This window comes from Rhizobium sp. SG2393, assembly GCF_042610495.1.
Classification (GTDB): domain Bacteria; phylum Pseudomonadota; class Alphaproteobacteria; order Rhizobiales; family Rhizobiaceae; genus RU20A.
The window spans coordinates 1,371,875-1,392,736 of record NZ_JBHGAP010000001.1 but is presented as its reverse complement, the minus strand read 5'-3'; the positions used below and the strand labels follow the sequence as shown (position 1 = coordinate 1,392,736).

General features: G+C 63.7%; 22 protein-coding genes. 11 read left to right on the top strand and 11 right to left on the bottom strand.

Going from position 1 to position 20,862, the window contains the following annotated elements; genetic code table 11:
* Positions 1-239 precede the first annotated feature (239 nt).
* From ACED18_RS06540 to queF, 5 genes are all read left to right on the top strand, one after another.
* A complete protein-coding gene (locus ACED18_RS06540) occupies positions 240-2,435 on the top strand; it encodes an anthranilate synthase (RefSeq protein WP_377290154.1) in 2,196 nt (731 codons plus the stop codon).
* A 104-nt stretch (positions 2,436-2,539) separates the two neighbouring features.
* Entirely contained in the window at positions 2,540-2,794 is a 255-nt protein-coding gene (locus ACED18_RS06535) for a type II toxin-antitoxin system HicA family toxin (protein WP_377290152.1), read from the top strand.
* Positions 2,791-3,120, top strand: a complete 330-nt coding sequence (locus ACED18_RS06530; RefSeq protein ID WP_377290150.1) for a type II toxin-antitoxin system HicB family antitoxin — start codon at positions 2,791-2,793, stop codon at positions 3,118-3,120. Before ACED18_RS06535 ends, ACED18_RS06530 begins: the two co-directional genes overlap by 4 nt.
* A gap of 196 nt (positions 3,121-3,316) precedes the next feature.
* Complete coding sequence (locus tag ACED18_RS06525; protein ID WP_377290148.1) at positions 3,317-4,234, top strand: cation diffusion facilitator family transporter; 918 nt, start codon at positions 3,317-3,319, stop codon at positions 4,232-4,234.
* Complete coding sequence (gene queF, locus ACED18_RS06520; protein ID WP_377290146.1) at positions 4,231-4,695, top strand: preQ(1) synthase; 465 nt, start codon at positions 4,231-4,233, stop codon at positions 4,693-4,695. Before ACED18_RS06525 ends, queF begins: the two co-directional genes overlap by 4 nt.
* 26 nt (positions 4,696-4,721) lie before the next feature.
* Here queF and ACED18_RS06515 read toward each other — a convergent pair whose 3' ends face one another.
* Together ACED18_RS06515 and ACED18_RS06510 are read right to left on the bottom strand one after the other, a co-directional pair.
* Positions 4,722-5,573 (bottom strand): DUF2076 domain-containing protein, encoded by an 852-nt coding sequence (locus ACED18_RS06515; protein ID WP_377290144.1) that lies wholly within the window; start codon positions 5,571-5,573, stop codon positions 4,722-4,724.
* 109 nt (positions 5,574-5,682) lie between these two features.
* Positions 5,683-6,261 carry a HupE/UreJ family protein gene (locus ACED18_RS06510; protein WP_377290142.1) on the bottom strand — a complete coding sequence of 193 codons (579 nt, stop codon included), beginning with the start codon at positions 6,259-6,261 and terminating at the stop codon, positions 5,683-5,685.
* A gap of 229 nt (positions 6,262-6,490) precedes the next feature.
* Between ACED18_RS06510 and ACED18_RS06505 the strand changes: the two genes are divergently transcribed.
* Positions 6,491-7,144, top strand: coding sequence for an ATP-dependent Clp protease proteolytic subunit (locus ACED18_RS06505; protein WP_377290140.1), 654 nt, complete (start codon positions 6,491-6,493; stop codon positions 7,142-7,144).
* A gap of 98 nt (positions 7,145-7,242) precedes the next feature.
* On the opposite strand, the gene ACED18_RS06500 is transcribed toward ACED18_RS06505, so the two are convergent.
* The 4 genes from ACED18_RS06500 to ACED18_RS06485 all read right to left on the bottom strand — a co-directional run bounded on the left by ACED18_RS06500 (position 7,243) and on the right by ACED18_RS06485 (position 10,237).
* Positions 7,243-7,908: a class I SAM-dependent methyltransferase gene (locus ACED18_RS06500; protein WP_377290138.1), complete on the bottom strand. Its 666-nt coding sequence runs from the start codon at positions 7,906-7,908 to the stop codon at positions 7,243-7,245.
* Positions 7,909-7,912: 4 nt separating this feature from the next.
* Positions 7,913-8,668 (bottom strand): amino acid ABC transporter ATP-binding protein, encoded by a 756-nt coding sequence (locus tag ACED18_RS06495; RefSeq protein WP_377290136.1) that lies wholly within the window; start codon positions 8,666-8,668, stop codon positions 7,913-7,915.
* Complete coding sequence (locus ACED18_RS06490; protein ID WP_377290134.1) at positions 8,665-9,345, bottom strand: amino acid ABC transporter permease; 681 nt, start codon at positions 9,343-9,345, stop codon at positions 8,665-8,667. Before ACED18_RS06490 ends, ACED18_RS06495 begins: the two co-directional genes overlap by 4 nt.
* Positions 9,346-9,463: 118 nt before the next feature.
* On the bottom strand, positions 9,464-10,237 hold the full coding sequence (locus ACED18_RS06485) for an amino acid ABC transporter substrate-binding protein (protein ID WP_377290132.1): 774 nt from the start codon (positions 10,235-10,237) through the stop codon (positions 9,464-9,466).
* A 221-nt stretch (positions 10,238-10,458) separates the two neighbouring features.
* On the opposite strand from ACED18_RS06485, the gene ACED18_RS06480 reads away from it, so the two are divergent.
* Both ACED18_RS06480 and leuA read left to right on the top strand, forming a co-directional pair.
* Positions 10,459-11,634, top strand: a complete 1,176-nt coding sequence (locus ACED18_RS06480; RefSeq protein ID WP_377290130.1) for a benzoate/H(+) symporter BenE family transporter — start codon at positions 10,459-10,461, stop codon at positions 11,632-11,634.
* Positions 11,635-11,954: 320 nt separating this feature from the next.
* Entirely contained in the window at positions 11,955-13,673 is a 1,719-nt protein-coding gene (leuA, locus tag ACED18_RS06475) for a 2-isopropylmalate synthase (protein WP_377290128.1), read from the top strand.
* Positions 13,674-13,750: 77 nt separating this feature from the next.
* Here leuA and ACED18_RS06470 read toward each other — a convergent pair whose 3' ends face one another.
* From ACED18_RS06470 to ACED18_RS06455, 4 genes are all read right to left on the bottom strand, one after another.
* On the bottom strand, positions 13,751-14,587 hold the full coding sequence (locus ACED18_RS06470) for an anti-sigma factor family protein (RefSeq protein WP_377290126.1): 837 nt from the start codon (positions 14,585-14,587) through the stop codon (positions 13,751-13,753).
* A gap of 3 nt (positions 14,588-14,590) precedes the next feature.
* The gene (locus ACED18_RS06465) at positions 14,591-15,109 is read right to left on the bottom strand and encodes an RNA polymerase sigma factor (protein ID WP_377290124.1); all 519 of its coding nucleotides are present in this window, start codon (positions 15,107-15,109) and stop codon (positions 14,591-14,593) included.
* Between the two features lie 320 nt (positions 15,110-15,429).
* The gene (locus tag ACED18_RS06460) at positions 15,430-15,981 is read right to left on the bottom strand and encodes a hypothetical protein (protein ID WP_377290122.1); all 552 of its coding nucleotides are present in this window, start codon (positions 15,979-15,981) and stop codon (positions 15,430-15,432) included.
* A gap of 158 nt (positions 15,982-16,139) precedes the next feature.
* Entirely contained in the window at positions 16,140-17,048 is a 909-nt protein-coding gene (locus ACED18_RS06455; protein ID WP_377290120.1) for a metallophosphoesterase family protein, read from the bottom strand.
* Positions 17,049-17,384: 336 nt separating this feature from the next.
* Between ACED18_RS06455 and ACED18_RS06450 the strand changes: the two genes are divergently transcribed.
* Positions 17,385-17,876, top strand: coding sequence for an NUDIX domain-containing protein (locus ACED18_RS06450; protein ID WP_377290118.1), 492 nt, complete (start codon positions 17,385-17,387; stop codon positions 17,874-17,876).
* A 5-nt stretch (positions 17,877-17,881) separates the two neighbouring features.
* Here the strand turns inward: ACED18_RS06450 and ACED18_RS06445 are convergent, their stop codons facing one another.
* Positions 17,882-18,865 (bottom strand): glutathione S-transferase family protein, encoded by a 984-nt coding sequence (locus tag ACED18_RS06445; RefSeq protein WP_377290116.1) that lies wholly within the window; start codon positions 18,863-18,865, stop codon positions 17,882-17,884.
* Between the two features lie 295 nt (positions 18,866-19,160).
* On the opposite strand from ACED18_RS06445, the gene ACED18_RS06440 reads away from it, so the two are divergent.
* On the top strand, positions 19,161-19,664 hold the full coding sequence (locus ACED18_RS06440; protein WP_377291073.1) for a GNAT family N-acetyltransferase: 504 nt from the start codon (positions 19,161-19,163) through the stop codon (positions 19,662-19,664).
* Positions 19,665-19,964: 300 nt separating this feature from the next.
* Entirely contained in the window at positions 19,965-20,825 is an 861-nt protein-coding gene (locus tag ACED18_RS06435; RefSeq protein WP_377290114.1) for an alpha/beta fold hydrolase, read from the top strand.
* The last annotated feature ends 37 nt before the right edge of the window (positions 20,826-20,862 follow it).

The following is a 20,862-nucleotide window of genomic DNA, read 5'->3' as shown; positions in this document are numbered from 1 at the left end:
TTCCATCGACCACAGGCAATCACGAAAATTCCGCAGCATTCCCGCTTGCGCGCCCCTCGCACTCACGATAACAGTTTTGTCCATGACACAGGCACGCAACATGTCCGGTTGGTGGTGGGCTCGCTGAAGCGGCCTTGACCAGTCATGCGTGAATGGAACCAGAGCCGCCCGAATTTCGAGGCGGCTTTTTTCGTATCCGGGCCGCTGCGAATGTCGGGCCTCAAGCGGAGCGACTGAGAATGGTGACGACACTTCTTGCGGATGGATCGGAAAGCTATGTGACGAAGGGTGGCATCACTGTCCGCCGCCAGCGTCGCGATGCCGATTATGCCGAGGCGATCTCTTCCTATATCGATCGGCTGGACGAGCGCCGCGGCGCGGTGTTTTCCTCGAACTATGAATATCCCGGCCGCTATACGCGCTGGGATACGGCCGTGGTCGATCCGCCGCTCGGCATTTCCTCCTTCGGGCGTTCGCTCTGGATCGAGGCCTATAACGGCCGCGGCGAGGTGCTGCTGGAGATCATCGCGGAGCATCTGAAGGGTGTATCCGACCTGACGCTCGGCGCCCGCAGCGCCACGCGCCTCGACCTCACCATCAACCTGCCCGACCGCGTCTTCACCGAGGAAGAGCGCTCGAAGATGCCAACGGTCTTTACCGTGCTGCGCGCCATCACGCAGATCTTCCATTCGGAAGAGGATGCCAGCATCGGCCTTTACGGCGCCTTCGGCTACGATCTCGCCTTCCAGTTCGATGCCATCGACCTCAAGCTCACCCGGCCCGACGACCAGCGCGACATGGTGCTGTTCCTGCCGGACGAAATCCTCGTCGTGGACCATTATTCGGCCCGCGCCTGGATCAACCGCTACGATTTCACCAGGGGCGGCCTGACCACCGAGGGCAAGGCGGAGACGATCGCGCCGGAGCCGTTCCGCACCGTCGACAGCATTCCCCCGCATGGCGATCATCGTCCGGGCGAATATGCCGAGCTCGTCGTCAAGGCGAAGGAGAGTTTTCGGCGTGGTGACCTTTTCGAAGTTGTGCCGGGCCAGAAATTCTACGAGCGCTGCGAGAGCCGGCCATCGGAGATTTCCCGCCGGCTGAAGGCGATCAATCCGTCGCCCTATTCCTTCTTCATCAATCTCGGCAATCAGGAATATCTGGTCGGCGCCTCGCCGGAAATGTTCGTCCGTGTCTCCGGCCGCCGCATCGAGACCTGCCCGATCTCCGGCACGATCAAGCGCGGCGACGATCCGATCGCCGATAGCGAACAGATCCTCAAGCTCCTGAATTCCAAGAAGGACGAGTCCGAACTCACCATGTGCTCGGACGTGGACCGGAACGACAAGAGCCGTGTCTGCGTGCCCGGTTCCGTCAAAGTCATCGGCCGGCGCCAGATCGAGATGTATTCGCGCCTCATCCACACCGTGGACCATATCGAGGGCCGGCTGCGAGACGACATGGACGCCTTCGACGGGTTCCTCAGCCATGCCTGGGCCGTGACGGTGACCGGTGCGCCGAAGCTGTGGGCGATGCGTTTCATCGAAGCGCATGAGAAGAGCCCACGCGCCTGGTATGGCGGGGCGGTCGGCTGGGTCGGCTTCAATGGCGACATGAACACCGGTCTGACACTGCGCACCATCCGTATCAAGGACGGCATTGCGGAAGTTCGGGCCGGCGCCACGCTGCTCTACGATTCCGTGCCGGAAGAGGAAGAAGCCGAAACCGAACTGAAGGCCTCCGCCATGATCGCCGCCATCCGTGATGCGAAGTCGAATTCCGCGGCCAAGGGCGCGCGCGACGTGCAGGCTGTCGGGGCCGGCGTCAAGATCCTGCTCGTCGATCATGAGGACAGTTTCGTCCACACGCTGGCGAACTACTTCCGCCAGACGGGTGCGGAGGTGGTGACCGTGCGCACGCCGGTGCCGGAAGCGGTGTTCGACAGCGTCAATCCGGATCTCGTCGTGCTCTCGCCCGGCCCCGGCAGCCCGAAGGATTTCGACTGCAAGGCAACGATCAAGAAGGCGCGGGCGCGCAACCTGCCGATCTTCGGAGTCTGCCTTGGCCTGCAGGCGCTGGCCGAAGCCTATGGCGGGGATCTGCGCCAGCTCGCCATCCCCATGCACGGCAAGCCCTCGCGCATCCGCGTGCTGGAGCCCGGCATCGTCTTCTCCGGCCTCGGCCGCGAGGTGACGGTCGGCCGCTATCACTCGATCTTCGCCGATCCCTCGACGCTTCCCGCCGAGTTCATGATCACGGCCGAAAGCGAGGACGGCACCATCATGGGCATCGAGCACATGAAGGAGCCGGTCGCCGCCGTGCAGTTCCACCCCGAATCCATCATGACGCTCGGCGGCGACGCCGGGATGCGCATGATCGAGAACGTGGTCTCGAAGCTCTCGAAGCGGGCAGATGCGAAGACGCGGGTGGCGTGAGATGAATTTCAACGCAGCGCGGGGGGCGCAGCCTCCGCGCCTGCTTGCATTGCGTCTTGATCGGCCTATAGTAACGATATCATTTTTTGATATCGTTCCGACCCATGAGCCGTCGCCATCATGCTACGCTGACCCAGATATTTGCCGAGCCCGTCCCGGCAGGTATCGCGTGGCGGGACATTGAGGCTCTTCTCCTGTTTCTTGGTGCGGAGATTTCAGAAGGGCAGGGATCACGCGTGCGCATTGCGCTGAATGGCGTGCGGTCCGTGTTTCATCGTCCGCATCCGCAAAAGGAAACGGATAAGGGCGCGGTCAAGTCGATGCGACGATTTCTGACAGAGGCAGGGATCAAACCATGACAGTGATGCACCACCAAGGCTATGAGGCCGTCATCGAATTTGATGAGGATGCCAATCTCTTTCATGGAGAGGTGATGAATCTGCGCGATGTCATCACCTTCCAGGGCAGTTCGGCCGACGAATTGAAGCAGGCATTTGCCGAGTCGATCGAAGACTACATTGCTTTCTGCCGGGAACGTGGCGAGGAGCCGGAGAAGCCGTTCTCCGGGCAGTTCATCGTGCGCACAGACCCGGCTTTGCATCGTGCCCTGACGACGGCTGCCCGCCGCGCGGGCGTCAGTCTCAACAAGTGGGTGACGACGGCGCTGGAACGGGCTGTGCTGTAGCTTCCAGGCTTTGAGTTACCGGTGATTGCTATGCTGTGTCTGCAACGCTGCAACGCCGACATTCCCCTTTGACATCCCCGCCGACTTCGCCGATATAGCCGCCCATTGACCGTCCGATCCCTTGCCGGGGCCGGGCGGTCATGCCGTTTCAGGGCGGCATTTCTTGCAACTCGTTCGCATCCGCAGGGGACTTCCGATGGACGCTTCTCAAAACGCTTTTGTCCGGCGCCTCGCCTTCTGGGGCATTCCGCTTGCCTTCGGGGTCATGGGGCTGAAGCTGGTTGCCTGGTGGGTCACCGGATCGGTGGCGCTGCTTTCGGATGGGCTGGAATCGACCGTCAACGTGATCGCGGCCTTCATCGCCTATTTCGTCATCCGCTATGCGCAGAAGCCGGCCGATGACGACCATCCCTATGGCCACCACAAGGCGGAATATCTCTCGGCGGTTCTGGAAGGCGTGCTGATCGTGGTCGCGGCGCTGCTCATCATCCGCGAGGCGGTGCCGGCGGTGATGGCGCCGCAGCCGATGGAGGCGCCGGTGCTTGGCCTTGCCATCAATGCGGTGGCCGGCATCGTCAATCTCGTCTGGGCGCGACTGCTGATCCGGGTCGGCGCGTCGCATCGCTCGCCGGCTCTTTCGGCCGACGGGCATCACATCATGTCGGATGTGGTGACGTCGGCGGGCGTTCTCGTCGGCCTCGTGCTCGTCATCTTCACCGGCTATGCGGTGCTCGATCCGGCGCTTGCCATCATCGTCGCCTGCAACATCATCTGGCAGGGCTGGAAGGTGATCTCGCACTCGATCGACGGCCTGATGGACAAGGCGGTGGAGCCTGCCGAGGAAGACGCCATCAAGGCGGCGATCGCGGCGGAGGCGAAGGGCTCGCTCGGCGTGCATTTCCTGCGCACGCGCCGCGCGGGGGCCGCGACCTTTGTCGGCTTCGACCTCGTGGTGCCCTCGACCATGACGGTCAGCGAGGCGCATGATATCTGCGACCGGCTGGAGGCGGCGATCCATGCCGCCCAGCCGGGCTCGCGCGTGGCGATCCATGTGGAGCCCGAAAGCGAGCGGGCGCATGGGGTAAAGGTCAAAGTGGAAAGGGCGGCGGAATGACGATGACGGATGTTTCCGGGCTGACGCAACTCGGGGAAAAGGTGGGGCTGCCGGATAGTCCGGAGACGGCGGTGCTGGAGCGGGTGCCGAGCGGCCATGCCGGCACCGATTTCGTCGTGCGGTTTACCGCGCCGGAGTTCACCTCGCTCTGCCCGATGACGGGCCAGCCGGACTTCGCCCATATCGTGATAGACTATATTCCCGATGGCTGGCTGGTGGAATCGAAGTCGCTGAAGCTCTTCCTGCATTCCTTCCGCAATCACGGCGCCTTCCACGAGGATTGCACCATCGACATCGCCAAGCGGCTCGTCGATCTGCTGGCGCCGAAATGGCTGCGGATCGGCGCCTACTGGTATCCGCGCGGCGGCATTCCGATCGATGTCTTCTGGCAGACGGGCGCTGTGCCCGCTGGTGTCTGGCTGCCGGAGCAGGGTGTCGCGCCCTATCGCGGGCGCGGCTGAGGTTTTCCGGCGACAGCCTGCTGTAGTCAGACGTCGAAGCTGTCGCTGCCGAAATCGTCGCCGCCGCCGTAATCGGCCGTATCATAGCCCTGGTCGTTGCCGGCGTCGTTATCGACGGTCTGCCAGCCGCTGTCATCCTGCTGGCCGACATCCTGTTGGGCGTTGTCTTGCTGGTTCGGGGCCGTGTCATAATAGTTGTTGATCACGGTTTCCTCGACAACCGGCTGTCCCATGGCGGCCGCTGCCGGATTGCCCCAGCCAAGCCCGCCGAACTGGCTGCCGAAGATGTGCGAGAGGCCGTTGGCGAGGAGCATGCCGCCGGCAACACCCGCCGCTGTCGTGGCGGCACCGGACAGGAAGCTCGATCCGGCCGATGGCGCGGCCTGCTGGCGACCCCAGGGGCCCGACGCGAAGGGACCGCCATTGCCGTAGGCAGCGGGATCGGGCTGGCGCTGCTGGGCGGCCCAGGCGGGGGCGGCTGCGCCGGGGCGGTCAGCACCGTTGCCCCAGGGGCCGCTCTGCTGCGGGCGGGCATTCTGTGCGTAGGCGTCCGTTTGGCGCGGCGCGCGGTCGGCGTCCGGGTCGCGGCGGCTGCCGAAGATGGAGGCGAGGAAGCCGCCTTCACCGGCGGCGGGCCTTTCGGCCTGCGCGGCTTCGAGATCGCGGATGCGGGATTCCAGCTCGCGAATGTGGTTGCCGGCCGCTTCGAGACCCTTTTCCTGCACGATCACGGCCTGGGCGAGATAATAGGGGGCGGCGGGTTCGGCGCGGATCTGGTCGGCGATGAGCGCTTCGGCCTCGCGGTCGCGCGGCGTGCCGCTTGCGGTGCGCACGCGATCGAAGAGGGCGGTGAGAAGCTGGCGTTCTTCCGGTGACATGGCGGCCTCCTTGGGCTCGTCTCGGGTCAGTCTGTCACGGAAGCATGTGGGCGTGGATTCCGGCAAATCAACGCCGGAATCCATGACAAATTTTTAATTTTGCTGCCGATCAGCCCGCCATCAGCGCCACGCCCGCCAGCGCCGTCGCCGCGCCGGTCAGGCGGGCGAGGATGCGGCCATGGCCGAGCCGCGTGAGGCCAAGACCGAGCCCGATGCCGGCGGCGTGCAGCAGCGCGGTCGCGATCGCAAAGCCGATGCCGAAGGAGAGTGCGCCGGCGCTGCCGAGTTCGGCGCCATGGGCATGGCCATGGAAGAGAGCAAAGAGGCCGACGAGGCCCATGGCCAGGCGGGTGTCGAGCTTCACCGCCATGGCGACGAGGAGGCCGAGTGCCACGACGGACGCGAGGATCGCCGGTTCCACGAAGGGCAGCGGCAGGCCGGCGAGCGCAAGCCCGAAGCCCAGCATCATGACGGTGACGAAGGTGGCGGGAACGGCCAGCACGGCGCGCCCGCCGATCTGCGCGGCCCAGAGGCCGACCGCGACCATCGCGAGCACATGGTCTGCGCCGAAGATGGGGTGTGAGAGGCCGGCCATCAGCGAGCCGTGCTCTTCGGGATTGAGATGCGCGAAGGCCGGGGCGGCGGAGAGCACCAGCGCGGCGAAAGCGGCGAGCGGCAGTTTTTTCATGGACGGATTCCCTCTCAAGATGGCCGCAACGGCACCCCTTGGGAGGACGGGCGACGGGCGGCCGGATCGGCATGCGAAGGCCGATCTTAAGCCGGATGGCGGCGCTGTCCATACGGCAAATGACGGTCGCACGGAGTGGCGCCGCACGGCGGGGTCGCGTCGCGGAAGGCCGGCCTTTACCATCTTGGCAGGAGGGCGCGCGACGGCCTTTCGGAGCGGCGGGCTTTTGTTGCATTGTTTTCGGGGTCGAGTCGCATTATCTCACTCGACAGACAGAACGGATGAAAACGGAGAATCGCCGATGAGCGACGAGGAAGACAAGAAGACGGAACTGCCGCTCGGCAAGGAAACAGAGGCGAACCTCTTCAAGTCGCGCTCGATCTTCATCTACGGCCCGATCAACCAGGAACTGGCCCAGAAGGTCTGCTCCCAGCTCGTGGCGCTCGCCGCCGCCAGCGACGAAGACATCCGCATCTTCGTCAATTCGCCGGGTGGCCACGTAGAATCGGGCGATTCCATCCATGACATGATCAAGTTCATCAAGCCGAAGGTCTGGATGATCGGCACTGGCTGGGTGGCGTCTGCCGGCGCGCTCATCTACGTCGCCGTTCCCAAGGAACGCCGCCTGTGCCTGGAAAACACCCGCTTCCTGCTGCACCAACCGTCCGGCGGCACCCGCGGCATGGCCTCCGACATCGAGATCCAGGCCCGCGAAATCATCAAGATGAACCAGCGCCTCATCAAGATCTTCTCCAAGGCCACCGGCCAGTCGGAAGAAAAGATCGCCAAGGACATCGACCGCGACTACTGGCTGTCTGCCGAAGACGCCGTCGGCTACGGCCTCGTCTCGAAGGTCATCACCTCGCAGGCCGATATCGGCTGAGTGTGATTGCCCATTCCACGCATTTAGAACCCCGTCGGTGGAAGCCGGCGGGGTTTTCAATTTTAGAGAAGCGCAACCTCGCTGATTGCCTGTCTCCGCTACGTCGCGGCTGATGCGGAGGCGAGCTCGTGCCTTCTTGCCAGCCAGATCGTTGCGTTACCGCAGGCCGGATCCTGCTCCGCATGCTGAACAAGGTCAAAGCCGTTTGCCTCCAGCAGAGCAGCATACTCCGCCTTATCGAGGCTCGCGTGATAAAGCGGCTGCCCTTCAAACGTGCCGATCGACACGCCTTCGCGGGCGCCACTCGTGAAGAGAAGCGCCGCCCCGGGAAGAGCCAATGCCGCAAGGCGGGGAAACATTGCGCGCTGTTCAGCGGGCGTCAGGTGAAAGAGGCTGTGCCAGGCGATCACGCCGTGGAACCGGCCAAGCGGCGGCAGGGCGCGCATGTCGGCCGTCAGCCAGCGGTGATCGGGAAAGGTTCGGGCGGCCATGTCGACGAGCGGCGCGGCAGCATCAACGCCGGTCAGCGCACAGCCGCGCTCGATCAGATCTGCGGCGATAGGGTGCCCGGAGCCGCAGCCGAGTTCGAGCACGGAACGCCCGTTTGCCGGCAGGACGCTGACGAAAGCGTCAAGCCATGGGCGTTCGATCGTGCTGTCACGCCGTAGCGCCGCCCAGGCCGAAGCGTTTGAGGCGTAGAGGTCGATCACCCTTTCGGCATGTTTGGCTTGCTCAGCTCTTTCGGGGTCGGCACCCGCGATCATTCCTTCACAACCCCTGCGCCGCGTTGATCGAGGCCACGAAGCGGCCGGTGCGGGCCTGTTTCGGGTTGCGGAAGATGTCGGCGGAGGAGCCGGATTCGACGATCTCGCCGGCTTCGAGGAAGACGACGAGGTTGGCGATGCGGGAGGCGAGGCGCAGGTCATGGGTGGCCATGACCATGGTTGTGCCTTCCCTGGCGAGGTCGCCGAGAACGTCTACCACTTCGGCCGAAAGTTCCGGGTCGAGCGCCGAGGTCGGTTCGTCGCAGAGCAGCACCTTCGGCGAGGGGGCCAGCGCGCGGGCGATCGCCACACGCTGCTGCTGGCCGCCGGAGAGGTTGGCGGGCCAGGCATCGGCCTTGTGGGCCATGCCGACCTTGGTCAGCAGTTCCATGGCGCGGGCGCGGGCCTTGTCCTCCGGCCATTTCTGCACGACGCGCAGGCCCTCCATGACGTTTTCGATTGCGGTCAGATGCGGGAAGAGCTGGAAATTCTGGAAAACCATGCCGGTCTGGCGGCGGATCTTCTGGATGTCCTTCCAGGCGGGCTTGCGCGGGCCACCGAAAGACAGGCTTTCGGTGCCGATGCTGACGGTGCCTTTCGAGGGCAGTTCAAGCAAGTTGATGCAGCGCAGGAGCGTGCTCTTGCCGCCGCCGGAGGGGCCGACGAGGGCGGTCACGCTGCCTTCGGGGAAGCTCGCCGAGATGTTCTTCAGGATGACGGCGTCGCCGAAGCGCTTTTCGATATGGGTGAGTTCGATCATCGGTTGGCCTCCACCATGCCGCCATAGCGCGCGAAGCGCTTTTCCAGCCGTCCCTGAAGTGTCGAGAGAACGGAGGAGAGCGCGAGATAGATGAGTGCGGCCTCGATGTAGAGGATCAGGGGCTCATAGGTGGTCGCAACGATCCGCTGGGCCGACTGGAAGAGTTCCGGCACCGTAATGGCGGCGGCAAGCGAGGTGTCCTTCACGAGCGAAATGAAGGTGTTGGACAGCGGCGGCACGGCCACGCGCGCGGCCTGCGGCAGGATGGTGCGCTGCATGGCCTGGCGCCAGCTCATGCCAATCGAATAGGCCGCTTCCCACTGGCCCTTCGGCACGGAGGAGATGGTGGCGCGGATGATTTCGGAGGTATAGGCGCCGATGTTGAGCGTAAAGCCGATCAGCGCTGCCGGGAAGGCATCGAGCAGGATTCCGATGCTCGGCAGGCCGTAGAAGATGACGAAGAGCTGCACGAGCAGCGGCGTGCCCCTGATGACCCAGACGTAGAAGCGGGCGATCCAGGCAAATGGCGCCGGCGCAAAGAGCCTGACAACGGCCGTCAGCAGGCCGAGCGCGATCCCGAAGGTGAAGGAAAGCAGGGTGAGCGGAATGGTGAACTTGATGCCGGCCCAAAGCAGCGTCGGCAGTGAGTCGATCATCAGTTGAAGCCAGTGCGGCACGGGTCACCTTTGAAAGCAGAGCGTCCGGCACGGGGGCCGGACGCGGGGGTCGATGCTCGATTGGACGTCACCGCGCCGGGTGATGCGGCAATCGTCCTTTAGCGGTCGTCGGGACCGCTTACTTCGAGACGTCCTGGCCGAAATACTTGTCCGAGATGGTCTTGTAAGTACCGTCGGCCTTGATCTCGGCAAGGGCCTTGTTGATGGCGGCGACGAGGTCGGCATCGCCCTTGCGCACGATGATGCCGGAATAGTCGGCATCCGGCTTCTCGGCGACGACCTTTACGGGGGCCTGCGGCTGCTGCTTCTTGAAATCGAGGAAGGAGAGGCTGTCATTGATGGTGGCGTCGGCGCGGCCGGTCAGGACGAGCTGGATCGACTGGTCGAAACCGTCGGTGCCGACCAGTTCAGCGCCGGCGGCCTCGGCGATCTTGCCGAAATTGCTCGACAGCGACTGGGCGGACGTCTTGCCCTTCAGGTCGTCGAAGCTCTTGATGTCCTCGTTGCCTTCCTTGACGATGAGGACGGCCTTGGAGGCGATGTAGGGCTCGGAGAAGTCATACTTCTGCTTGCGGGCCTCGGTGATGCCCACCTGGTTGATGACGGTGTCGTAGCGGTTGGCGTCGAGGCCGGCGATCAGGCCGTCCCACTTGCCTTCGATGAATTCGGCCTTCACGCCGAGCTTGGCGGCAACCGCTTCGCCGATCTCCACGTCGAAGCCGACGAGCTTGCCGCTCTTGTCGTGGAAGGTGAAGGGTGCGTAGGTGCCCTCCGTGCCGATCTTGATCACCCCGGCCGACTTGATCTGGTCGAGGTTTTCGCCTGCTAATGCCGGGGCGGCGACGAGGGTGGTGAGAGCGGCAGCGGCTGCGGCGGTCTTGAACCAGTTCATGAAATGTCTCCTTCAGCACCATCGGGTGCGACAGCGATCTTGCGAAATCTGCAATTATGTTCTCAATGGCAGAATGTGGCGCGCGTCGCAGGATAGAAAAGAGCGAAAAAATGAGGCAGATGAGAAAAATCTACTCATTCCGCTGATGTTGCTCCTGGCCGTCAGGCGGATCCACCGATCCGCGCCGCCCCGTTCGCAGTCTTGTCGTCTGGATGCCCCGCATGCTCAAGGATTTCTCCGTTCAAAGCCTCTTCATGGGCTGCCTCGTCGCGTTTGTCGGCTTTGCCAGCACGTTTGCCGTCGTGCTGCATGGCATGAAGGGCGTGGGGGCGAGCGATGCGCAGGCGGCATCCGGTCTGATGGCCCTGTCGATCGCCATGGGGCTCTGCGGCCTCCTGCTCAGCGCCATCACGCGCAAGCCGCTCAGCGTTGCCTGGTCGACGCCCGGCGCGGCGCTGCTGGTGACGGCCGGGGTGCCGGAGGGAGGATATGCGGCCGCGGTCGGCGCCTTCATCATGGCGGCCGTGCTTCTAATCGCGGCCGGCCTCTTCCGCCCCATCGGCCGGGCGATCGCCGCCATACCCTCGGCTGTCGCCAATGCCATGCTAGCGGGCGTGCTGATCACGCTCTGCTTCGCGCCGGTGAAGGCCGTGGGGCAGAATCCCTGGCTCGGCCTGCCGATCGTGCTCGCCTGGCTGATCGCCGGGCGGTTCAACCGGCTGCTGGCCGTGCCGGCGGCGCTCGGCGCCTTCGTGCTGGTGCTGATCTTTGGCGTGCCCATGCCGGCCGATGCGCTGTCCAGCCTTTCCGGCAGGCTGATGCCGGAGCTGCATCTGATCACGCCCGTCTTCACGGTGGCCGGTTTCGTCAGCATCGCGCTGCCGCTCTTCATCGTCACCATGGCCTCGCAGAACATTCCGGGCATCGCCGTCCTGAAGGTCAACGGCTATACGCCGGAGCCGGGGCCGCTCTTTGCCGCGACCGGCGTCGGCTCGCTGCTGGCCGCACCCTTCGGTGCCATTCCGATCAACATGGCCGCGATCACGGCGGCCATGTGCGCGGGGGAGGATGCCCACCACGATCCGGCGCGCCGCTACTGGGCCGGCATGATCGCCGGCATCGGCTATGTCCTCTTCGGGCTCGCGGCGGGGGCGGTCACCGCGCTCGTCTCGCTGGCACCGCCGATCCTGATCGAGGCCGTCGCAGGTCTGGCGCTGGTCGGCGCCTTCTCCGCCTCGGCGCTCGCCGCTTTCAAGGATGTGGAAACGCGGGAGGCGGCGGCCATCACCTTCCTCGTCTCGGCCGCCGGCATTCCCTTCGGCGGCGTGTCTGCCGCCTTCTGGGGGCTGATCTGCGGGCTTCTCGCGCTCGGCCTCGGCCGCGTCCTGAAGCGGTGAGGGGAGCGCCTTGCGCTTTTTCGAATCAGCCGATATATCGATGGGCATGATCACCGCGCCGACCATTGCGATCCGTTTTGCGCCTGCCGTCTCCGGCATGAGCGCGGGCGCGCGTGCTGTTTCCTCGCTTCTTCTTCTCGGCCTTACGCGCGGTTGCCGGGTTTCCTGAGGAGCGCCCGGCGGCCGATGAAGCCAGCCGGCAATCGCTCCTTGAACAAACCCCATCAAAACCCTTTCCGCCCGCAGCCGATTTCCGTCGCAAAAGCCAGACGTATCGGCTATCTCAGCCCGGCGGTCGAGACTGAAGAGACGTGAGAACCATGATCCAGAAGAGCCATACTCCCAAGCAGGGCATGCCCGAGGCTGCCACCAAGTATCAGCCCTATCCGCAGATCAACCTGCCCGATCGCCAGTGGCCGTCGAAGGTGATCGACAAGGCGCCGATCTGGTGCTCGGTGGACCTGCGCGACGGCAATCAGGCGCTGGTCAACCCGATGGGCCATGACCGCAAGGCCCGCATGTTCCAGCTGCTCCTCGACATGGGCTTCAAGGAAATCGAGATCGGCTTCCCCTCGGCCTCGCAGACCGACTTCGACTTCGCCCGCTGGTGCGTGGAAGAGGGCAATGTGCCCGACGATGTGTCGCTGCAGGTGCTGGTGCAGTGCCGGCCCGAGCTGATCACCCGCACCTTCGAGGCCTTGGAGGGCGCCCGCCGCCCGATCATCCATTTCTACAATTCCACCAGCGAATTGCAGCGCCGCGTCGTGTTCGGCAAGGATGTGGCCGGCATCAAGCAGATCGCTACCGACGCCGCCAAGATGATCATGGACATGGCCGCCAAGGCCGGCGGCGACTACCGCTTCCAGTATTCGCCGGAAAGCTTCACCGGCACGGAGCTGGAAGTGGCGCTGGAGATCTGCAACGCCGTCACCGAGATCGTGAAGCCCACGGCCGCCAACAAGCTGATCCTCAACCTGCCCTCCACCGTCGAGATGTCGACGCCGAACATCCATGCCGACCAGATCGAGTGGATGTGCCGCAACCTCGACAACCGCGAGAACGTCATCGTCTCGCTCCACCCGCACAATGACCGCGGCACGGGCATTGCCGCCACCGAACTCGGCCTGATGGCCGGCGCCGATCGCGTGGAAGGCACGCTGTTCGGCAATGGCGAGCGCACCGGCAATGTGGACGTGGTGACGCTGGCGCTCAACATGTACACGCAAGGGGTCGATCCGGGGCTGGACTGCTCCGACATCGAGCGGATCAAGGCCGTCTACGAATATTCCAACGAGATGACGATCCCCGAGCGCCATCCTTACGTCGGCGAGCTGGTCTACACGGCCTTCTCCGGCTCGCACCAGGACGCCATCAACAAGGGCATGAAGGCGCTGCGCAAGGCCAACAAGCCCTTGTGGGAAGTGCCCTATCTGCCGATCGACCCGCAGGACGTGGGCCGTTCCTACGAGGCGATCATCCGCATCAACTCGCAGTCCGGCAAGGGCGGCATCGCCTATATCCTGCAGGAAGACTACGGCATCAACCTGCCGCGCAACCTGCAGGTGGAGTTCCGCGAGGACATCCAGCGCATCACGGACGAAGAGGGCGTCGAGCTGCCGTCGAAGCGCATACATGGCCGCTTCCTCGAGCGCTATGTGGAGCAGCCCGGCGCGCGGCTGAAATTCGTCGATCACCACACCTATCCGGCCGACAAGGATCACCGGGGCGTACGCGTGGTCGCAGCCGAGATCACCGACAATGGCGAGGTGAAGCGCATCGAGGGCAAGGGGACGGGGCCGATCGACGGCTTCATCAATGCGCTCTCCATCTATCTCGGCATCGACCTGTCGGTGGCAGACTATTCCGAGCACTCGCTGCAACACGGCTCGAATGCGGCGGCCATTGCCTATGTCGAGGTGGAGCATCCCGGCGGCAAGCTGTTCGGCGTGGGCATCAACACCAACATCGTCGCCGCTTCGCTCGAGGCGATCGTGTCTGCCGCCAACCTCGTGCTGCAGGCGCAGGCCCGCAAGGCCTGAGGGCTTTCAGAGACTGACACAATCGAGATCCTCGGCTTTCGGGCCGGGGATTTTTTGTGCGTCACTTTCCGGCGGGATCAGATTTCCTGGGATATGTCGGAGGCGATGGCTTGCAGCGCCGCATCGGATGATGGGCCGACGATCACGAAGGAGGCACCGGGCTTTTTCCAGGAGATCAGAGCGAGATCGTCGCGGATGTCTTCCTTGGGATCGGTGACGGATGTGTTGTCCGAGTTGCGCAGGAAGCAGAAGCCGATCACATCGCCTTCCTGATCGCGATACATCAGTTGCGCGACGGGCTTGCCCTGCACCACCAGCAGGCGGGCGCCCTGAAAGGCGAGGCCGCGGCTTGTGAGATCGGGAATGCGGAAGGGCACGCCGACGCTGGCGTTCAGCCAGCTCTCGATCTGCGGCTTTTCATCAGCGGCGAGCTCCACCAGATGGTCTCGCTGGCTGGCGTAGATGCGGTGGTAGTCGGCGATTTCGTCAAGCCAGCCGCGCGACGCGGCGGCCGTCTGGGGCAGGTCCGAAAGGCCGCCCTGCTTGCTGCCGATAATGTAGCCGGCCGTTCCGCCGAAGAGCAGGAGCGCCAGCGAAGCGGCCAGCGCCCGCGGCCAGAGCTTGGCGTTGGCTGCGGACGTGCGTGCCTCGACGATGCGCTCTCCGGCCGGGGAGACGCTGGCGCTCCCCTGCTTGATGCGGCGCACGACGTTGAGCGGCACGGGATCGTGCAGGAAATCCTGGAAGGCGGTGTTTCCGAAGGCGCTGCCGGCCTTCAGCGTATCGAGGATCTGTCGGGCTTCGTCGCTGCGTGTCAGGAGATCGTCGAGTTCCCGGCGTTCGGCATCGCCGAGTTCGCCATCCAGATAGGCCGAGAGACGGACTTCGAGGGCAAGACCCTTGGTATTCAGCAAGGCTCAGGCCCTCCTTTCCGTGTTCTTCTCAATCATCGCCGCCAGCCGGATGCGGGCGGCCGACAGGCGGCTCATCACGGTGCCGATCGGGATGCCGAGAATATCGGCGGCTTCCCGGTAGCTATGGCCTTCCACATTGACCAGCACGAAGACGCTGGCGAGCCCGTCCGGCATGGACAGGATCATTTTCTGGATCTGGTTGGCATAGACGGCCTTTTCGCCGGCCGCATCCACCACCAGTTCGTCCTGCTCCTCGGCGGCAACAAGGCCGGTGCCGGCGCGGACCTTGCGCTTGCGCACCTCATCCACCCACAGGTTCCGCGTCAGCGCGTAGACCCAGCTTTCCAGGCGTCCCTCGCCATTCCAGAGATGGTGGCGGGTGATGGCCCGCTCGCAGGCCTCCTGTACCAGATCGTCCGCATCAGTCGCATTGCGGGTCAGCGACAGGGCAAACCGGCGCAGCTTGGGCAGCAGGCTGACCAGCTCGCGTCTGAAGTCGTTCGGTTCCACCGCTGAACGCATCGCTCTTCCACAGGAACGGGCCAGGAGGCCGTCTTATTCGCCTTTCCGGAAGAAAAGCCGCCTTGAAGGGCGCGACCCTCTTTCCGGACCGCCCTGTGCTGCGCCGCAGGCGCGGAGGGGACGAGGTCTTCCGATCCGGGCTGCGGTCATCAATCAGGCGGGTCGAAGCGTTATGGGACGTTCGTCCCTGCTTCGCAAGACGGTAAGCCGAAGCCATCCGCAGATTTCGCGGGTGCGGGCGCCCGCGCGATCACGCCCTGCTAGGTGGAACCGCGCCTCCCTCGAGAGGCGCGCGCAATCGTAGCGGAAGTGTCTGTCGCTCAGTACTGGCGTTCGCCGCCGAGTGTCTTGAACAGCGCTTGATAGGCCCAGGTGTTTTCGCCGCCGCGGTCGCGGATCTCGATCAGCTGCGCCTTGGCTTCCTCGATGCGGCCCTGTTCGACGAGCGCCTGACCCATGTAGGAACGGGCGAGGATGTAGTTGGCGTCGACAGCCAGCGCCTTGCGGTAATAGTCCATGCCGATTTCCATGCGGCCGGCCTTGCGGTTGGCGTAGCCGCGATAGTTCAGCACGCGGGCGCTGTTCTGGTCGCGGACGGCGTCCAGCACCTTCAGCGAATTCTCGTACTGGCCGGCATAGGCCATTTCGCGCGCGGCCTTGAAGAGGATGTCGTCGCTGAGATCGCTCTTCTTGGGATCGACGCATTCCTTCTTGGCTTCGTCCCAGACCTTGCCGTCCTTGCATTCGGTGGTGGTCTTGGTTTCTTCCGGCGGCTTGGAGGTGTCTTCACCGGCGGCAAAAGCGCTGCCCGCAAAGGCGATGGCAGCGGCGCCTGCCAGGATGGTGGCGGCAAAATTACGGGTTTTCAGCATGTGCGGTTCCCTATTCTGACGAAGCAACCCGTGCGGCGCGCGGGTCTGCGGGGCAGGCTCCCGGCGCCAGTCTAGCGCCGTTACAGGAGGAACGGATAGGGCATGTCGATTATTCGTGGATTTATTCCAATTTTTGTCGATCGACCGAGAATCCCGCTTCATCCGGAAAAGCGCGTGGTTTCCGCCAGCCTCAGCGTGACGCCATCCGGCATCATTTCGTGGCGCTCGCGGAGCACCTGCCAGTGGCCTGGACTGCCGGTGATGGTGAAGAGGTTGTAGCCCGCCGGCGGCTTGTGGCCGCCCGGCCCCTGGGATGCCGAGGAGATGCCGACAACCGGCACGTTTCCGGTCTGGCCCTTCAGGCTGTAGACCGTGTTGAGATGGGTGTGGCCGTGCAGCACGAGTTCTGCGCCGCCAGCCCTGACGGTCGCGGCAAAGCGACGGATGCCGAGCATGCGCTTGTGCATGGAGGTGGCGCCGCGGATCGGCGGGTGGTGGATCAGCACGACGCGGAAAAGGCCGGCCTCGCCGGTGGCCCGCAGCATGTTGACCGTCTCGCGGGCCTGCCGCCGGCCAAAATAGCCGCTGGCCGCAAAGGGCGGCGTTGCGACCGCCGTCGAGCAACCGATGATGGCGACTTGGCCGCGCACGCGCAGATAGGGGAAGCAATGCTCGATATCGGCGGCACTTTCGGGCGCGATGTCGCCGCGCATGTAGGGATACCAGGCGGCCGTCGTGCGCTCATAGGCACCGGGGACGTAGGCATCGTGATTGCCTGGTACCAGCGAGATCATGTCCGGCTTGCCGGCCGCCGCCAGCCAGTCCGTGACAGCCGTGATCTCGCGGCCGGAGGCGAGGTTGACGAGGTCGCCGGTGATGACGAGGTGGTCCGGATCCTTCGTCTCGATATCGGCGAGAACGCTTGCCAACGTGTCGCCGAACATCTGCCGGCGCCGGTTGCGGTGCCAGTTGAAGAAGCCTGTGATCCGCTTGGAGGCGAGTTCACGAACCGTGAGGCGGGGCAGGGGGCCGAGATGGACATCGGAAATATGGGCGAGCTTGAACATCAGACCTACCTAGCGCAGCCTGCGCCGAAACCGAGAGCGAAATCGAAACGCTGCCCTCAAAAAGCCGTCAAGGCGCATGGCTGTCCCAGGAATGCAAGCCTGGTTGTTCGGTGGCCGATCTTGCCTGACACGGTCACGCCAGCATGGACGATCAAGTGATCCGGAACCGTTAACGCCAACCGGCCCGAAATAGAAATCATTAAGGCTGCGCGCCTGACTTCAGGCTGCTTTCCGTATTCCCGAACACCCATGGATTGTGCGGTTAATTGATATATGTGACAATTAGACGATAAAAGCATATCCCGTTGCTTTGCGGGTTTAAGGGAGGTCGTTCAAGTGGCTGATGAAGTGCCGCCCGAGAGGCGCAGCTGGCGCAAGCGCCTGCTGACGAAGGCCTTGCATTCGTATTTCTTCCTGACACGCGGCATGACGATTGGTGTGCGTGCGGCCTGTTTCAATGAGCAGGGGGAACTCTTCCTGGTCCGCCACAGCTATGTGGACGGCTGGCACATGCCGGGCGGTGGCGTCGAGCGCGGGGAGACGGCGCTGGATGCGCTTGCGAAGGAATTGAAGGAGGAGGGCAACCTTGAATTTGGTGCGCCCCCCGTCCTGGTTCACGTCTACTACAACCGTCTGACCAGCAAGCGCGACCATGTGCTCTTCTATCGGTGCGACGGCGTCACCCAGACCGGTCCACGCAAGCCGGATGCCGAAATTGTCGAGACCGGCTTCTTCTCGCTGGAAGATTTGCCGGAGGATACAACCTATGCCACGCGACGCCGGCTCGTCGAACTGATGGGCTACGCCCCGCGCGACGATGTCTGGTAAGGCCTTCAGCTGCCGATCGTGTCGCGACCGTGCGGGGTATCAAGCGCAAGCTCCGGGCCAACGGGCACGATACCGGTCGGGTTGATGGTGTTGTGGCTGCGGTAATAGTGGTGCTTGATGTGCGTCATGTTGACCGTGTCCGCCACGCCCTCGACCTGATAGAGGTCGCGCAGATAGCCGGAAAGGTTCGGATAGTCGGCGATGCGGCGGATGTTGCACTTGAAGTGACCAACATAGACGGGATCGAAGCGCACCAGTGTCGTGAAGAGACGCCAGTCGGCTTCGGTGATGGCATCGCCCGTGAGGTAGCGGCGCATGGCAAGGTGCTCTTCCAACCAGTCCAGCGTCTTGAAAAGCGTCGTGACGGCGTCTTCGTAGGCATCCTGCGTCGTCGCGAAGCCTGCCTTGTAGACGCCGTTGTTGACGTCGTCATAGATGCGGGCGTTCAGGGCGTCGATCTCGGCGCGGAGCGGTTCGGGGTAAAAATCCAGGCCGTTGCCGGTCAGGCCGTCGAAGGCGCTGTTGAACATGCGGATGATCTCGGCGGATTCGTTCGAAACGATCGTCTGGCGCTGTTTGTCCCAGAGGACGGGCACCGTCACGCGGCCGGAATAGGTGGCGTCGGCGCGGGTATAGACCTGCCAGAGATAGTCGGAGCCGAAGAGGTGATCGGCCGTGCCGCCGTCACGATCCTTGAACTCCCAGCCGTTTTCCAGCATCAGGGGATCGACGATCGACACGTCGATCAGCCCTTCCAGGCCCTTCAGCTTGCGGAAGATCAGCGTGCGATGCGCCCAGGGGCAGGCGAGCGAGACATAGAGATGGTAGCGGCCGGTTTCGGCCTTGAAACCGGCTTCGCCCGTCGGGCCGGCACTGCCATCGGCGGTGACGAAGTTGCGGAACTGCGACTTCGATCGCTCGAAGCGGCCCTTGGTTGCGGCGGTATCATACCAGACGTCATGCCAGACGCCGTCAACAAGCTTGCCCATGATCTTCCTCTCGCTTCATTCGTTGGGCGCGAAGATAGCGGTTCGGTCGGCGGGGCATAGGGTCCGTTCGGTGAACGATGCGTTTTTGCTTTGACGAAGAGCGATTTTCTGATATCCGGCCCTCCGACCATCTTTTGAGGTGAGGCCGTGCCGGCCGTACCCCTTCAGGAACCCGATCACGCCATGATCATTGCCGGAAGCCTGCGACGACGCTGACCCTGCCAACGCCCCGACGGGCGATCGCATGTCCGCACCCTCTCGTCCTGCCTTTCCGGTTCCTGATACCATGCTCATGATGCACAAGCACGACCTCGTCTATCTGACGGAAGATGCGTCGCACGACGCTGCCATCGAACTCATCAACGAAGAAGCCTTCGGGCCCGGCCGTTTTGCCCGGGCGGCGGCGCGTATCCGCGAGCAGGGGCCGCATGACCGGTCGCTGTCCTTCATCTGCGCCGATGACGGCGAGACGATTGCATCGGTGCGGATGACGCCGGTGCTGGCAGGCGGCGTGCGGGGCCATCTTCTCGGTCCGCTTGCGGTGCGGCCCTCGCACAAGAACAAGGGCATCGGCCGCGAACTGGTGCGGATCGCTGTCGATGCTGCCCGGCGCAAGGGATCGGAGGCCGTCGTGCTGATCGGTGACGGTCCCTACTACATGCCGCTCGGCTTCGAACGGGTGGCGATGAATGCGCTCATCTTCCCCGGTCCGGTCGATCCGGCCCGCGTGCTCGTCGTTCCCCTCGCGGACAATGTCCATCCGCGCCTGAAAGGCGAGATCGGCTGGCGGCGCGGCTAAGCCGCTTCCGGGCTCATGCGAGGCGGGCGGTTCCTGTACGAAATCGCCTGCGTTAACCTTCACTCTGCGAAATCGCCACGGCCTTTGCGAATCGGAACATTTCGAGTCGACAGGCGTTAATTTCGCGTGTTTTATATATTTGTTAATCAATTCTGGCCGTGAAAACGGTCCTTTTTCGCGGGATAATGACCCGCAGAAGAAGACGAAAGCTTTATCCCTTTCAGTCGCCCGCGGTGGCGGCGGATTTTTGTGTCGACGGACTATTTCCCGTTAAAACATTGAGATTGCGAGGGCACACCCATGGCATTCGCACACAGGCTCGCAGCAACACTTCTCATTCTGCTGATCCCGGCCAGCGGCCAGACGTCCGTCGATGGCGGAATGGAAGCGCCGTGGCGCGCGGTCAGGGGGCCTCAGCCCATGCCTGCGCCGGAGGTGAGCGGTTTCGCACCCATCCGTGGCATCCAGATGTATTACGGCATCTATGGCAAGGGTCATGGCACGCCCATCCTGCTCGTGCATGGCGGGATGGGCAGCAGCGATGTCTGGGGTTCCGAGGTTCCGGAACTTGCCAGGAACCATGAGGTCATCGTGGCCGACAGCCGCGGGCAGGGGCGCTCCACCCGCACCAACATCCCTTTTACCTACCATCTCATGGCCGAGGATTATGTCGCGCTGCTTGACTATCTCAAGATCGACAAGGTGGCGCTGGTCGGGTTCAGCGATGGTGGCATCATCGGCATCGACATGGCCATCCACCATCCGGAACGGCTGACCAAGCTTTTTGCCCAGGCCGCGAATGTCAGCCCCTCGGGCCTCTTTCCAGAAACGATCGCTTCGGCGGTCAACGATGTGAAAGCCAGCGCGGCAACGGGAGACGGGCAGACGGCGAGCGATGAAATGCCGCCGCTGCAGCAGGCCATCGAGACCATGTGGGCGACGGAACCTAACTATACCACAGCGGAACTGCGGTCGATCCGCGTGCCGACGGAAATCGTGGTCGGCGACCACGACGAGTTCATCAAGCCATCCCACTCACGCTACATGGCCGATACCATTCCAGGCGCGAAGCTCGTGGTGCTTTCCAATGTCAGCCACGGGGCGCTCTACCAGAACCCGCGCCAGTACCTCGACGCCATCGAACGCTTCATCGGTCGCTGAAGGCCATTCCGGCCAGACCTGTCGGAGATCGGAAGGG